This window comes from Mesorhizobium sp. P2_C7, from assembly GCF_056404515.1.
This window is the reverse complement of record NZ_JBFUDW010000001.1, coordinates 185,910-200,086: the sequence shown is the minus strand read 5'-3', so window position 1 is coordinate 200,086 and position 14,177 is coordinate 185,910. Positions and strand designations below refer to the sequence as shown.

General features: G+C 62.0%; 16 protein-coding genes and 1 tRNA gene. 13 read left to right on the top strand and 4 right to left on the bottom strand.

Going from position 1 to position 14,177, the window contains the following annotated elements:
- Positions 1–3: 3 nt before the first annotated feature.
- From ccoO to ccoS, 7 genes are read left to right on the top strand one after another with little or no spacing between them, the layout of a single operon-like run.
- Complete coding sequence (ccoO, locus tag AC1D2G_RS00955) at positions 4–741, top strand: cytochrome-c oxidase, cbb3-type subunit II (RefSeq protein WP_477411576.1); 738 nt, start codon at positions 4–6, stop codon at positions 739–741.
- Positions 738–908: a cbb3-type cytochrome c oxidase subunit 3 gene (locus AC1D2G_RS00950; RefSeq protein ID WP_477411575.1), complete on the top strand. Its 171-nt coding sequence runs from the start codon at positions 738–740 to the stop codon at positions 906–908. Before ccoO ends, AC1D2G_RS00950 begins: the two co-directional genes overlap by 4 nt.
- Positions 899–1,780 carry a cytochrome-c oxidase, cbb3-type subunit III gene (gene ccoP / locus AC1D2G_RS00945; RefSeq protein WP_477411574.1) on the top strand — a complete coding sequence of 294 codons (882 nt, stop codon included), beginning with the start codon at positions 899–901 and terminating at the stop codon, positions 1,778–1,780. The genes AC1D2G_RS00950 and ccoP overlap by 10 nt, the downstream gene beginning before the upstream one ends.
- Complete coding sequence (locus tag AC1D2G_RS00940) at positions 1,777–2,007, top strand: hypothetical protein (RefSeq protein ID WP_477411573.1); 231 nt, start codon at positions 1,777–1,779, stop codon at positions 2,005–2,007. The genes ccoP and AC1D2G_RS00940 overlap by 4 nt, the downstream gene beginning before the upstream one ends.
- Positions 2,008–2,057: 50 nt before the next feature.
- Positions 2,058–2,840: a DUF2189 domain-containing protein gene (locus tag AC1D2G_RS00935; RefSeq protein ID WP_477411572.1), complete on the top strand. Its 783-nt coding sequence runs from the start codon at positions 2,058–2,060 to the stop codon at positions 2,838–2,840.
- Positions 2,841–2,877: 37 nt separating this feature from the next.
- Positions 2,878–5,172 (top strand): cation-translocating P-type ATPase, encoded by a 2,295-nt coding sequence (locus tag AC1D2G_RS00930; protein WP_477411571.1) that lies wholly within the window; start codon positions 2,878–2,880, stop codon positions 5,170–5,172.
- Complete coding sequence (gene ccoS / locus AC1D2G_RS00925) at positions 5,169–5,315, top strand: cbb3-type cytochrome oxidase assembly protein CcoS (protein WP_095084125.1); 147 nt, start codon at positions 5,169–5,171, stop codon at positions 5,313–5,315. Before AC1D2G_RS00930 ends, ccoS begins: the two co-directional genes overlap by 4 nt.
- Positions 5,316–5,615: 300 nt before the next feature.
- On the opposite strand, the gene AC1D2G_RS00920 is transcribed toward ccoS, so the two are convergent.
- A tRNA-Ala gene (locus tag AC1D2G_RS00920) sits at positions 5,616–5,691 on the bottom strand.
- A 160-nt stretch (positions 5,692–5,851) separates the two neighbouring features.
- Here AC1D2G_RS00920 and AC1D2G_RS00915 point away from each other — a divergent pair.
- Positions 5,852–6,142 (top strand): YggT family protein, encoded by a 291-nt coding sequence (locus AC1D2G_RS00915; protein ID WP_095084411.1) that lies wholly within the window; start codon positions 5,852–5,854, stop codon positions 6,140–6,142.
- Positions 6,143–6,154: 12 nt separating this feature from the next.
- Complete coding sequence (locus tag AC1D2G_RS00910) at positions 6,155–6,472, top strand: DUF167 family protein (RefSeq protein ID WP_477411570.1); 318 nt, start codon at positions 6,155–6,157, stop codon at positions 6,470–6,472.
- Between the two features lie 12 nt (positions 6,473–6,484).
- Here the strand turns inward: AC1D2G_RS00910 and AC1D2G_RS00905 are convergent, their stop codons facing one another.
- The 3 genes from AC1D2G_RS00905 to AC1D2G_RS00895 are packed head-to-tail and all read right to left on the bottom strand — an operon-like array spanning position 6,485 to position 9,253.
- Positions 6,485–7,366, bottom strand: coding sequence for a MurR/RpiR family transcriptional regulator (locus tag AC1D2G_RS00905; RefSeq protein WP_457150630.1), 882 nt, complete (start codon positions 7,364–7,366; stop codon positions 6,485–6,487).
- A 10-nt stretch (positions 7,367–7,376) separates the two neighbouring features.
- Positions 7,377–8,444: an ABC transporter ATP-binding protein gene (locus AC1D2G_RS00900; protein ID WP_477411569.1), complete on the bottom strand. Its 1,068-nt coding sequence runs from the start codon at positions 8,442–8,444 to the stop codon at positions 7,377–7,379.
- 2 nt (positions 8,445–8,446) lie between these two features.
- Positions 8,447–9,253 carry an SDR family NAD(P)-dependent oxidoreductase gene (locus AC1D2G_RS00895; RefSeq protein WP_477411568.1) on the bottom strand — a complete coding sequence of 269 codons (807 nt, stop codon included), beginning with the start codon at positions 9,251–9,253 and terminating at the stop codon, positions 8,447–8,449.
- Between the two features lie 181 nt (positions 9,254–9,434).
- Between AC1D2G_RS00895 and AC1D2G_RS00890 the strand changes: the two genes are divergently transcribed.
- From AC1D2G_RS00890 to AC1D2G_RS00875, 4 genes are all read left to right on the top strand, one after another.
- On the top strand, positions 9,435–10,670 hold the full coding sequence (locus tag AC1D2G_RS00890; protein ID WP_477227602.1) for an ABC transporter substrate-binding protein: 1,236 nt from the start codon (positions 9,435–9,437) through the stop codon (positions 10,668–10,670).
- Between the two features lie 205 nt (positions 10,671–10,875).
- A complete protein-coding gene (locus AC1D2G_RS00885) occupies positions 10,876–11,745 on the top strand; it encodes a carbohydrate ABC transporter permease (RefSeq protein ID WP_477227603.1) in 870 nt (289 codons plus the stop codon).
- Complete coding sequence (locus AC1D2G_RS00880; RefSeq protein WP_477227604.1) at positions 11,742–12,566, top strand: carbohydrate ABC transporter permease; 825 nt, start codon at positions 11,742–11,744, stop codon at positions 12,564–12,566. Before AC1D2G_RS00885 ends, AC1D2G_RS00880 begins: the two co-directional genes overlap by 4 nt.
- A gap of 125 nt (positions 12,567–12,691) precedes the next feature.
- Positions 12,692–14,176, top strand: coding sequence for a M81 family metallopeptidase (locus tag AC1D2G_RS00875; protein WP_477411567.1), 1,485 nt, complete (start codon positions 12,692–12,694; stop codon positions 14,174–14,176).
- Position 14,177: the final 1 nt, after the last annotated feature.

Sequence of the window (14,177 nt, the reverse complement as noted above, 5' to 3'; positions counted from 1 at the left end):
GACATGGCCGAATTTCATCGCAAGATTGAACGCAACGCCATGGGCTTCGTTCTGGCCATCGTCGTCGTCGCCAGCATTGGCGGCTTTGTCGAGATCGCTCCACTGTTCACGATCGACGACACGGTCGAGAACGTGCAGGACATGCGGCTCTACACCCCGCTGGAGCAGGCTGGGCGCGACATCTACACGCGCGAAGGTTGCTACGCCTGCCATTCTCAAATGATCCGAACACTGCGCGACGAAGTCGAACGCTACGGTCCTTATTCGCTCGCCGTAGAATCTAAATACGATCATCCGATGTTGTGGGGATCAAAGCGCACGGGACCGGATCTGGCCCGCATCGGCGGCAAATATTCTGACGCCTGGCAGGTCGCCCACCTGATCAATCCCCGCGACGTCGTGCCGGAATCCGTCATGCCGAAATATGGCTGGCTGCAGCGCAACGCCCTGCGCATCGACGACCTCGGCGAGCATTTGGCCGCTCTCAGGGACGTCGGCGTTCCCTACACGGACGACATGATTGCCAACGCGACCCAGGATGCTCTCGGCCAGGCCGCTCCGGACGGTGATTTCGCCGCCGGCGTTGTCAAGCGCTACGGGCAGGCAACGCAGGTCAGGGCTTTTGACGGCGATCCGGGAACCATCACGGAAATGGATGCGCTGGTCGCCTATCTCCAGATCATGGGCCATCTCACCGACGCTGCCTACAAACAGGCGGCAGCCGCGGAGTCTGCAAAATGAACTTCGACCATGACACCGTCGTCGGCTTCACGAAGAGCTGGGGGCTGTTCTACCTGATCGCTATGGCAGTTGGCGTCCTGATCTATGTTTTCTGGCCTTCGAACTTAGCGCGGTTCCACGCGGCCAAGAAGAACATCCTCGATGAGGACGACAAGCCATGGAAGTAGGCGAACGCGATCCCGTCACCGGGCAGCTGACGACGGGTCATGAATGGAACGGCATAAAGGAGCTCTACACTCCGGTACCGCGGGTCGTGATCTTGTTTCTCGTCCTCACGACCCTGTTCGCGGTGGGATACTGGATCCTTATGCCTGCTTGGCCCTTGGGGCGGACCTACACGAAGGGCCTGCTTGGGGTCGATCAGAAAACGACGGTCGAACGTCAGGTCGAAGAGGCCACCGCCGAACGCACGGTATGGACGAGGCGGATTGACGAGATGGATTTCCCGGCGATCAGGGCCGACCCCGCGCTGATGGAAACCGTACGCGAAGCCGGAGCGACGCTCTTTAAGGACAATTGCGCGGCGTGCCACGGAGCTCGTGGCACAGGAGGTAAGGGTTTCCCCGACCTGACGGCAGCCGCATGGCTCTGGGGCGGTAATCCAGAGACCATCGTCGAAACGCTGCGCGTTGGGATCAATTCAGCGCATCACGAAACACGGACCTCGCAGATGCTCGCCTTCGGCCGTGACGGAATCCTCAACCTAGCGCAGATCAACGATGTGCGTGCCTACGTTCAGTCTCTCGGCGGGTCGACCGAACCCACCGTCGCTTCGCCTGAGGCCGTTTCTCGCGGAAAGGAAGTCTTTGTCGCGAACTGTGTTGCCTGTCATGGAGAGGATGCCAAAGGCAAACAAGACGTAGGCGCTCCTGATCTCACCGATGCCAGTTGGATCTATGGGGGAGATAGCCAGTCGATCCACACGTCGATCTATTCGGGGCACCAAGGACAGATGCCGTCCTGGGAGCAGCGCCTTTCGACGACCCAGCGCAAGATCCTCGCACTTTATGTCCTGTCACTTTCGGAGAAAAGATCGTGACGGTCGCCGCTGAAAAAACAGAAGCAGAGATCGCTCCACGGGCATTCTCGCGCGGCAAGGCCTTGGCGGTCGCCTTGGTTGCCGCTGGACTTGCCACATTCACCGTTGCAAACGCGCATTTCCTCTACGTGGCATTCATGTCGCAGCCGGACTGCGTTCCACACAGCAAGGTGTCACGAGCCGCCATTCCGGGAGGCCTCTACCAAGCCGCCGATCCGGCTTGCTAGGGCCTTGCGAACACGGCAATGAACCAGGCAGGGCAGGAAGGAACATCACAATGGGCAATGTCGATTTGACAGCGGATGGCCCTACCTACGTGGGGGCCCGCAATCGCCATCTTCCAGCCGGCGCCGCCCTCGGCTGGCTGCGCGCCGGTTGGCGTGACCTCATGGCAGAGCCGAGTTCCAGCCTCGCCTACGGCCTCGCTGTGTTCATCGTTTCAGTCGCGATGGTCGGAGGACTTTTCTTCCTCGGTCTCGACTACATCCTGTTTCCCGCCATCGCTGCCTTCATGGTCGTCGGTCCGCTTGTCGCCATCGGTCTCTACGAGAAGAGCCGGCTGATTGAGGCCGGCGAGCCGGTTTCGCTGCGGCGCATGATCTTCGTCAGGCCGGCCTCCGGCGCCCAGGTCCTGTTCACCGGCTTCATCATGCTGGGGCTGGCCTTGCTGTGGATGCGAGCCGCAGTCATTCTCTATGCGCTGTTCTTCGGTTTGCGGCCGTTTCCAGGCCTCGACCATGTTGCTTCGATGCTATTCACCACGGGCATCGGATGGGCCATGCTCGCCACGGGCACCGTCGTCGGCGGGGTTTTCGCGGCGTTTTCCTTTGCGATCAGCGTTTTCTCGGTACCGATGCTCCTCGACGAGCGGACGGACGCTTTTACGGCAATGGGCATGAGCATTTCCCGCGTCTGGAACAATCGGCCTGTCATGATCGCTTGGGGAGCGATTGTGCTTGCGCTGACCGCGGTCGGCCTGCTGACAGCAATGATCGGCCTGATCGTCGTCTTTCCACTGCTCGGGCACGCTACCTGGCACGCCTACAAGGCAATCAAATGACGTCGGCTATGCTCAGGCCGCAAAAGGCTGCTGACCCATGACCTGTTGCGCGCCCGGTGCGGAGGCCGCATTGTCGATCGCCGGGATTGATGCCGGGTCGAACCCGGCGGAGGAAATCCGGCTGGCCAGTCGTGATCTCGGTAACGGCGCCCGCCAATCCGCTCTTTCGGTTCCCGGTATTCATTGCGCGGCCTGCATCGCAAAGGTCGAAAGTACCCTGTTGACATTGCCCGGTGTGGAATTTGCCCGCGTGAACCTCTCCATGAAGCGCGTCACGGTGAATTGGCGCGCGGCGGAAATCAGCTCGCCCGATCTGATCGGGGCTCTGCGCGCCGCCGGCTACGATGCACATGTGTTCTCGATCGAATTCGATCCGCGCGATCCTGAGTATTCGCGGCTCATCCGGGCGCTCGCAGTTGCCGGGTTCTCGGCAATGAACATCATGATTCTGTCCGTGTCTGTGTGGTCGGGCGCCGATGCGGGCACACGTCAAGCCTTCCACTTGATATCGGCGGTGCTTGCGCTGCCTGCCTTGATCTACTCGGGGCGGATTTTCCATGCCTCTGCGTGGTCTGCGCTTCGCCAGCGACGGACCAACATGGACGTGCCGATTTCGGTCGGTGTGACGCTTGCCTTCGCGCTTAGCCTCTACGACACGGTCCACAACGCCACTCATGCATATTTCGATGCTGCGACTTCGCTTCTGTTCTTCCTGCTGATCGGCCGTACACTCGACCATTTGATGCGTGAAAAGGCCCGCTCGGCGGTGGCTGGCCTGGCCAGGCTGGCGCCTGCAGGCGCAACGATCATCGAAGCCGATGGCCAGCGGCGCTACGTCCCGGTTGGCGAGATCGAGCCCGGAGCGTCCCTACTCGTTGCCGCTGGTGATCGAATCCCGCTCGACGGGGTGGTGACGGAAGGCGCTTCCGAACTCGATTGCTCGCTGGTTTCGGGCGAGGCCGCACCCAAGCACGCCGGACCAGGGACCATGATCCAGGCAGGGTTGACGAACCTTACGGGTCCGTTGACGGTCAGGACCATTGCGCGTGCGGACAGCTCATTCATTGCCGAAATGGTCCGCATGATGGAGGCAGCCGAGGGCGGACGGGCGCGTTACCGCCGGCTGGCCGACCGGGCCGCCGCCCTCTATTCTCCGGTGGTGCACGTGATGGCCCTGCTGTCGTTCCTCGGCTGGATATCGGCTACCGGCGATTGGCACGCATCGGTCACGATCGCGATAGCCGTCCTGATCATCACCTGCCCCTGCGCGCTGGGCCTTGCCGTGCCGATCGTCCAGGTCGTGGCCGCGCGCCGCCTCTTCGAGAAAGGTATCATGGTCAAGGACGGCTCGGCGCTGGAGCGGCTTGCGGAAGTCGACACCGTGCTTTTCGACAAGACGGGAACCCTGACACTTGGAAAGCCGCGCCTCGTCAACGCCAGCGACATCGAACCGTATGCCCTGGGAATCGCGGCGGCGATCGTCGCCCGTTCCAGGCATCCAATGTCCGCGGCGATCTCGGACGCTGTACAAAACGGTCAGGCATTTCCCGAGTTCGACCGGATTTCAGAACATCCGGGCTGTGGAGTGGAAGCGCGAGCGGGAAACAATATCTATCGCATCGGCCGACCGGACTGGGCGCTTGGCCGCAAAGCCGCAATTTCCGATGAGCGCGCTTTCTCCGTTTCGCTCCTCGTGAAAGACGGCGCGCCGTTGGCCAGCTTCGTATTCGAGGACGGCAATCGTCCTGATGTTCGAGAGACGGTGAGCCGGTTGCAGCGGCAAGGCCTTGCTGTCGGAATCCTCTCTGGGGACCGACGACTTGTCGTCGAAGAACTTGCGTCATCTCTCCGGATCGACAGCTTCATGCCGGAACTGCTTCCATCCGGAAAAGTTGCGCGCATCGCCGAACTGCGCAAGGCCGGAAGCACGATTCTGATGGTCGGCGACGGCCTGAACGATGCTCCAGCGCTTGCGGCCGCGCACGTGTCTATGGCGCCCGCGACGGCAGCCGATGTCGGCCGCAACGCAGCGGACTTCGTCTTCTTGCACCCGAGTCTTTCGGCTGTAACGGACGCTCTCGAAATCTCGCGCAATGCAGGAATCCTGATTCGCCAGAATTTCACGCTGGCGATCGGCTACAACATCATCGCGGTACCAGTCGCCATCCTCGGCCACGTGACTCCACTTGTGGCAGCGGTCGCGATGTCGCTGTCTTCGATTGTCGTTGTGTCCAACGCTCTTCGTCTCAGCAATCGCCCATGTCGAAAACCGCCCCGCTGGCAAGCCGCATCGACTCACGCCAACATTCAGGCGATGGCTACAGGATCATGAGCTACCTGTCCGTTCTCGTGCCGATCGCAATTCTGATGGGCCTTGCAGGGCTCGCGGCCTTCATGTGGGCGCTGCGTTCAGGACAGTATGACGATCTCGACGGGGCGGCCGAGCGAATCCTTATGGATGACGACCAGGAATGAAACAGCGAGGAAGCTTGCGGACGGTCGATCCAAGATTCAAATTCAAAGGACCAGTTTAGGAAAAGTTTCGACTGAGATGACCGGCAGCCTGCGGGGATTGTCGAAAGGTCTGCTTCGCATCTTCCTTGGAAAATTGTGAGCACGGAAATGGACCCGGGGAGACGGGAAGCAAATACACCTGCAGAAGGCCTCGAGATCTGGACTCAGTCACGGCCGAACCAAAGAGCAAAGGGTGTAAGCCTCGGACAACACGAGGCTTTTCCGAGCAGGTACTGTGGCCAAAGGTTCGCCAAAATCCGCTGGTGGAGCTGAGGAGGATCGAACTCCTGACCTCGTCATTGCGAACGACGCGCTCTCCCAGCTGAGCTACAGCCCCGTCCAGCGGATGGGCGCATTTATCGGGCGCCGCGCTTTCCTGTCAAGGCGGCGTTTTGCCGAAATCCGCGGCTGCCGGGCGTCAGGCAGCACGCGGAGGACGGCGGCCCTTGCCGGTTTCGCCTGCAATGGCTACATGTCGGCAACAATTGGAGACCGGCATGCTCGCCCTCATTCAAACAATCGTCATGGCGCTAGACCTCTATTGGTGGGTCATCATCGCCTCGGCGATCTTTTCCTGGCTCTACGCCTTCAACGTCGTCAACTCGCGCAACCAGTTCGTCGGCAGCATCGGCAACATGCTCTTCCGGCTGACGGAGCCGGCGTTGCGACCGATCCGCCGCTTCATACCGGACCTCGGCGGCATCGACATTTCGCCGATCATCCTCCTGCTGATCCTGTTCTTCCTCCGGCAGTTCCTGCTCACCACAGTGGCGCCTCTGGTCTTGTGAACCCATGACTGCATGAGCACGCCGTTCCGCCTGCGCGATGACGGTATCGACCTGTTCGTCCGGCTGACGCCAAAAGCGGCGCTGGACAGGCTTGAAGGCATCGAGACCTTGGCGGATGGGCGAAGCCACCTGAAGGCCCGCGTCCGCGCCGTGCCAGAAAACGGTGCCGCCAACAAAGCGCTCGAAAAGTTGATCGCCAAGGCACTGGGGGTGTCGGCGTCCGCCGTCTCGATTGTCGCCGGCGGCACCGCCCGGCTGAAGACCGTGCGCATTGCAGGCGACCCAGCGACGCTGGCGAAAGGCATCGAGGCGCTCGGCCAGCAGTCCTGATGCCCTAGCGGTTCAATCCCCCAGCGGCAGACGCGGATCGTCGACTTTCAACGTGTTCACGCTCTGCTTGATGCGGCGCAGGTTTTCCAAAACCTTTGGTCCGCGCGTCTCTGCGACGGATGTGACGATCATGTCGACGATCGACAGCAGTGCATAGCGCGACGATGTCGGCTTGTAGATGTTGCCGTCCTCGAGCGACTGGAAATGGATGACCGTGTCGGCGACTTTGGCGAGTGCCGAGTCAGGCGGCGTGATGGCGATGGTGGTGGCGCCATACTGCTGGGCGACCTGCACCGCATCGATGACCGATCGGGCATAGCCGGAAACCGAAAAGGCGATCAGCGTGGTATCGGGCGTGGCAACGGCCGCGTACATGCGCTGCAGTTGCCCGTCGATCTGCGCTAGCACCGAAACGCCCAGCCTGAACAGCCGGTTCTGCATCTCGGTCGCCATCATCGAGGAAATGCCGCCCGACCCGATACACAGAACGTTGCCGGAGACGGCGATGCGCGCGGCGACGGCGACCAGCGTCGTCATGTCGAGGTTTTCGCTGGCGCGCTGGATGGCTGATATCGCCGCCTCGGTGATGGCGGAAGCGATGCGCTGTTCGCGGGCGTCGCGGCTCAACGGCTCCGGCGACAGATACTGGCCGCCGATGGCGATGGCTTGCGCCAGATAGAATTTGAAGTCGCGCAGGCCCTCGCAACCGAGGTTGCGGCAGAACCGGGTCACCGTCGGCTCGCTGACGCCAACGCGGGCGGCAATTTCCGAGATGGCCGCCTTGGAGACCAGATCGAGGTCGGCAAGCACGAAGGCGGCCAGCTTGCGATCCGACTTCGTGCCGTCCTGCAACATCAGTTGCAGGCGTGTGATGATGTCGGCCGGCGTCTTCATATTCGTGTTTTCATACGGGCAGACCCGTCGCCTTGTCGAACAGGTGGATGTTGCCGGGATCGACGCTCACCGGCAGCACGTCGCCCGGCCTGACCGGCACCCTGTCGCGGAACACGGCGCGCACCGTATCGGTGCCGATGGCGCCATAGACATGGGTTTCGGAGCCGGTCGGCTCGACGACATCCACCTTGATCGCCATCGCGTCGACAGCCTCGCCGATGACAAAATGTTCGGGCCGGATGCCGGCCTCCACCGCACTACCCGCCGACACCTGCTTGCCGGCAAGCGCGAGCCGCCCGCCACCTGTCGACTCGAACCAGGTTTGCCCAGGCGTTGTCTTGAGAGAACCGGAAACGAAACTCATCGAAGGCGAGCCGAGGAAGCTGGCGACGAATTTGTTGGCCGGTCGGTCATAGAGCTCCAGCGGCGCGCCGACCTGCTGGATCCTGCCGCGGTCCATCACGACGATGCGGTCGGCCATGGTCATGGCCTCGATCTGGTCGTGAGTGACATAGACGATCGTCGATTTCAGCCGCTGGTGCAGCGCCTTGATCTCGACGCGCATCTGCACGCGCAATTGCGCGTCGAGGTTGGACAAGGGCTCGTCGAACAGGAACACCGACGGTTCGCGCACGATGGCGCGGCCCATGGCGACGCGCTGGCGCTGGCCGCCGGACAGTTGGCGGGGGTAGCGGTCGAGATAGGAGAAGAGATTGAGGACGCCTGACGCCTTCTTGACCTTTGCGTCGACGGTGGCGCGCGCCTCGCCGCGGATCTTCGGGCCAAAGCCGATATTGTCCGATGCCTTCAGATGCGGAAACAGCGCATAGGACTGGAACACCATCGCGATGTTGCGCTGCTGCGGCGGCAGCGCGTTGGCGCGCACGCCGCCGATCAACAGGTCGCCGGAGGTGATCGTCTCCAGCCCGGCCAGCATGCGCAGCAGAGTCGACTTGCCGCAGCCGGATGGCCCGACCAGCACGACGAACTCGCCGCTCTTGATGTCGAGGCTGACGTTTTCAAGGATCTTGTGCTGCCCGAAGGATTTCGACAGGTCGCGGAACTCGACGTCGGTCATGATCACGCTCCCAAAATGTCGTCGATGAATGGCAGGCAACCGGCCGTCAGGCCAGCGTCCACCGGCATCACCACCCCAGTTACGCCCGATGCGCGATCGGAGGCAAGGAAGGCGGCGGCTTCGGCCACTTCCCAAGCGTTGACGATGCGGCCGAGCGGATAGAGCCGCTGCAGCTTGCCGAGGATTTCAGGATCCTTGGCAAGGCGATGGTCCCAGGCGGCAGTGCGGATCGATCCGGGGCAAACCACATTGGCGCGCAGGCCGCTGCGGCCGAGCTCGACGGCAATCGCCTTGGCATAGGCGTTGATCCCGGCCTTGGCCGCCGCATAGGCGGGATTGCCGAAATGCGCGATCGCATTGACCGATGAGATGAAGACGATGCTGCCGGAGCCTTGGGTAGTCATCGCCTTGATCAGAGGATCGGCGAACATCATGACGCCGGTCAGGTTGAGGTCGAGTTCCTGCTCGATCTTGTCGGAGGTGAGGGTGGAAAGGGTCTCGGCACGCGTCCAGCCGGCATTGTTGATGAGAATGTCCGGCACGCCATCCCGGTCGAGGATCGCGGCGATCGCCGCGTCCATCGAAGCCCGGTCGAGAAGGTCGAAGACATGGCGGGAGGCAAGGTGCGGGCTGTTCAACGCTTCGCTGGACTGGTCGCAACCGATGACCCTGGCGCCCCGTTGCGCCATCAGCGCCACGATGGCGGTGCCGAGGCCGCCGCCAGCACCGGTCACCACGACAGTCTTGCCTTCGAACTCGGCCCTGCTTTCGAACTTGGCCCTGCCTTCGAATTCGGCTTGCGAAACCACCGTGCATCATCCTCTGGGAGCTCTGACAATCGTATCCGGCCTAGTCCACGAAATGTAATTAAGCAACAGAATAATCCGCTTGCAAGGCCTGAAATCATCGATAATGTAGGAAAGTAACATAAATCTTCTGCGCCGGTCGCGAAGAGGCGCGCAGGCGCAAAATCAAAACGGGAGACATCAAATGAGCCTTGCAAAATGGACTGTCGGCCTGATGGCCGGAATGAGCATGCTGGCATTTGCGGCGCAGGCGAACGCGGGCGAGGTGCGCGTCACCGTTGCCGAGTACAGCGCCAAGACTGGCCCTTATTTCGACAGCGTCAAGAAGGAATTCGAGGCGGCAAACCCCGGCATCACCGTCAAGTTCGAAGTGGTGCCGTGGGAAGTGCTGCTGCAGAAGCTGACCACCGACATCACCGCCGGCACCAATGCGGATCTGTCGATCATCGGCACGCGCTGGCTGATCGATTTCGTCCAGCAGGATGTCGCCGCGCCGCTCGACAGCTACATCACGCCCGACTTCAAGGGCCGCTTCATCGACACCTTCCTGTCGCCTTCGATCATGGACGGCAAGACCTACGGCCTGCCGATCGCGGCCTCGGCGCGCGCGCTGTACTACAACAAGGAGCTGTTCGAGAAAGCCGGCATCGCCAATCCGCCTGCAACCTGGACCGAGCTGCAGGAAGACGCGCGCAAGATCAAGGCGCTCGGTTCCGGCACCTTCGGTTTCGGCCTGCAGGGCAAGGAGATCGAGACCGACGTCTATTACTACTATGCGATGTGGTCCCAAGGCACCGAAATCCTCAACAAGGATGGCACTTCCGGCCTTGGCACGCCGGGCGCGCTCGAAGCCGCCAAGCTCTACAAGGCGATGATCGACGAAGGCCTGACCGAGCCGGGCGTCACCTCCAACAACCGCGAGGATGTGCAAAACCTGTTCAAGCAGGGCAAGGTCGGCATGATGATCACCGCCCCCTTCCTGTCCAACCAGATCAAGGACGAGGCGCCAAAGCTGAAATATGGCGTGGCGGCCATTCCGGCCGGACCGACCGGTGCGCGCGGCACCTATGGCGTGACCGATTCCATCATCATGTTCAAGAACTCCAAGAACAAAGACGAGGCCTGGAAGCTGCTCGATTTCCTGTTCACCACCGAGCAGCGCGCCAAGTTCACGCAAGGCGAAGGCTTCCTGCCGGTGAACAAGGAAGAAGCCAAAATGGACTATTATGTGAACAATGCCGATCTGGCAGCGTTCACCGCCCTGCTGCCCGACGCCCGCTTCGCACCGATCATCCCTGGCTGGGAAGAAGTCGCCCAGATCACGTCGGACGCCATGCAGAAGATCTATCTCGGCAGCGCCGAGCCCGAGGCGGCGCTGAAGGACGCCGCGGCCAAGGCCAATGCAGTGCTGAAGAAATAGTGCTGAGCAAATAGGGCGTCTCTCCCGCGCCCGTGGCGCGCCCGACGATCGGGCGCGCCACACTTTTCCGAGGCGAATTTCGAATTCGCCGCGGAGCGGGTCATCGTTCAACAGAAAACGCCTGACAGCTCTATCTCTCCGTTTTCAACGCAATCCAGGACGGAAACCGCTCCACATTTTTCCTGGAATTGGTCTAGGTCAGCCGATGCAAAATCGCTTCTTGCCCTATCTCCTGACCTTGCCCAGCCTGTTCCTGGCGGCTGTCGTCATCTTCTGGCCGGTGTGGGACCTGATCCAGATCTCGACGCATGAAGTCAGCCGCTTCGGCCAGCTTCGCGAATTCAACGACTTCGCCAATTTCGCGGCGCTCGCTGCCGACCCCGATTTCATGGCCGCGCTCTGGCGCACCGGACAGTGGACGGTGCTGGTCGTCGGTGGTGCGCTGCTGCTGTCGATCCCGGTGGCGATGATTCTCAACACCGATTTCTATGGTCGCGGCATCGCCCGCGTCATCATCATGCTGCCCTGGGCGGTGTCGCTGACCATGACCGCCGTGGTCTGGCGCTGGGCGCTGAGCGGCGAAAGCGGCATGCTGAATTCGGCACTGATCGGCCTTGGCCTCATCGACCACAACATCCAGTGGCTGGCGAGCGCGGAGACCGCCTTTCCGATGCAGGTGCTGATCGGCATCCTGGTGACGGTGCCGTTCACGACGACGATCTTCCTCGGCGGCCTGTCGTCGATCCCCGACGACCTCTACGAGGCGGCAGCACTCGAAGGCGCGACACCGCTGCAGCAGTTCCGCGAGATCACCTTTCCGCTGCTGAAACCGTTCATCAACATCGCCATCGTGCTCAACACCATCTACGTCTTCAATTCATTCCCGATCATCTGGGTGATGACGCAGGGCGGGCCGGCCAATTCGACCGACATCCTGGTCACGCATCTCTACAAGCTGGCCTTCCGCATCGGCAAACTGGGCGAAGCTTCCGCGGTCTCGCTGGTGATGTTCGCCATATTGCTGGTCTTCACCATGATCTATGTGCGGCTGGCGATGCGGGAGCAACGCGGATGACGAGTAAGCTGAAGCGTTCGATCATTGCCTGGCTGCTGCTGGCGCCGCTGATCGTGGTGACGATCTTTCCCTTTGCGGTGATGTTCCTGACCGCGGTCAAGCCAAGACAGGAAGTGCTGTCGCCGACCTGGTGGCCGAGCGAATTCCGCTGGTCGAATTTCTCCGACATGTGGGTGGCGACCGGCTTCGGCCAGGCGCTGCTCAATTCGCTCTACGTGTCTGTTATCGCCACCGTCGGCGCCATCCTGATCTCGGTTCCGGCGGCCTATGCGATGTCGCGCTTCCGCTTTTCCGGCTACGGCGCCTTGCGCCAGTTCCTGCTGATCTCGCAGATGATCTCGCCGATCGTGCTGGTGCTCGGCCTGTTCCGGCTGATGGCGGCCTGGGGCCTGGTCGAAAGCACCACTGCGCTCGGCTTCATCTACATGGCCTTCAACGTCGCCTTCACGGTGTGGATGCTGCAAAGCTATTTCGACACCATCCCGCGCGATCTCGAGGAAGCGGCCTGGATGGAGGGTGCCGGCCGCTGGTTGACCCTGCGCAAGGTGTTCCTGCCGCTCTGCCTGCCGGCGATCGCGGTGACCGCCATCTTCACCTTCATCAACGCCTGGAACGAATTCGTCGTGGCGCTCACGATGCTGCGCAGCCAGGAAAGCTACACGCTGCCGATCCAGGTGTTTTCGCTGGTCGCCGGCCGCTACACCATCGAATGGCACCACGTCATGGCCGCCACGTTGCTGGCGACCTTGCCGGTGGCGATCCTGTTCATCTGGCTGCAGCGCTACCTCGTCAGGGGGCTGGCGCTCGGGGCGGTCAAATAGCCGCTAGAGCGGTTCATCGTTTCACCGAAACGCAGAACCGCTCTATCTCTTTGTCTTGACACAATTCCGGATGGAAAACCGTTTCACACTTTTCCTGGAATTGCTGCAGCATCCACGGAGTTCTCATGCGCATCTTCACCGCCTCGCTGGCGACGGAAACCAACACCTTCTCGCCGGTGCCGACAGATCGGGCCTCGTTCGAGATGGCGTTCTATGCCGGACCCGGCAAGCATCCGGAGACGCCGACGCTGTGTTCCTCGCCGCTGGTCGCGCTGCGCCGGCGCGCGGCGGCCGAAGGCCTGACCGTCATCGAGGGCACCGCCACCTGGGCGGAGCCCGGGGGCCTGGTGCAGCGACAGACCTACGAGGCGCTGCGCGACGAGATCCTCGGCCAGCTCAAGGCGGCACTGCCGGTCGATGCCGTCATTCTCGGCCTGCATGGTGCCATGGTGGCGCAAGGCTATGACGATTGCGAAGGCGACCTGCTCGAGCGCATCCGCGAGATGGTGGGTCCGAAGGTGGTGATCGCCTCTGAGTTCGATCCGCATAGCCATCTGACACCCAAGCGTGTCGCCGCGTCAGACATCATGACCTACTTCCTAGAGTTCCCGCACACCGATTTCTATGAGCGTGGCGAACATGTCGTCGAGCTTGGCCTCGCCGCGGCGCGTGGTGAGATCAGGCCTGTCATCTCGACCTTCGACTGCCGCATGATCCAGGTGCTGCCGACCAGCCGCGAGCCTATGCGCTCCTTCGTCGATCGCATCAAGGCGCTGCACGGCAGAGATGGCGTGCTGTCGATTTCGATCGTCCACGGCTTCATGGCGGCCGACGTGGCCGAAATGGGCACGCGCATCCTGGTCGTCACCGACAACGACAAGGCCAAGGGCGATGCGCTGGCGGAACGGCTGGGGCGAGAACTCTACGCGCTGCGCGAAGAGACGGCGATGACGATGCTGAGCGCCGCCGACGGCATCGATCGGGCGCTGGCCGCGCGCACTGAAAACCCGGGCAAGCCGGTGGTCATCGCCGACATCTGGGACAATCCCGGCGGCGGTGTGCCCGGCGACGGCACCGTCGTGCTGCGTCAGATGCTGTCGCGCGGCCTGAGCAATGTCGGCGTTGCTACAATCTGGGATCCGATCGCGGTGACCTTCTGCCTGGCGGCAGGCGAGGGTGCCGTCATCGACCTGCGTTTCGGCGGCAAGGCCGGCCCGCAGGCCGGCGAGCCGATCGACGCGCGGGTGCGGGTGCTGAAGGCCGTTCCGGAGGGCTGGCAGAGTTTCGGGCCAAGCCGGGTGACGCTCGGGCCGACGGCGCTGGTGCGCATCGAAGGCACCGAGGTCGACATCATCCTCAACACCAATCGCACGCAGGCCTTCGAGCCGGATATTTTTTCCAACATCGGTGTCGATCCGATGGCCAAGGACATCCTGCTGATCAAGTCGACCAATCATTTCTACGCCGGCTTCGAGCCGATCGCCGCCGAGATCATCTATGTCTCGGCGCCGAGTTCGTATCCGAGCAATCCGGCGGTGACCGATTACAAGAAACTGACGCGGCCGGTGTGGCCTAGGGTGGCGGACCCGTGGGCGGGCGCTACTGGCTAAT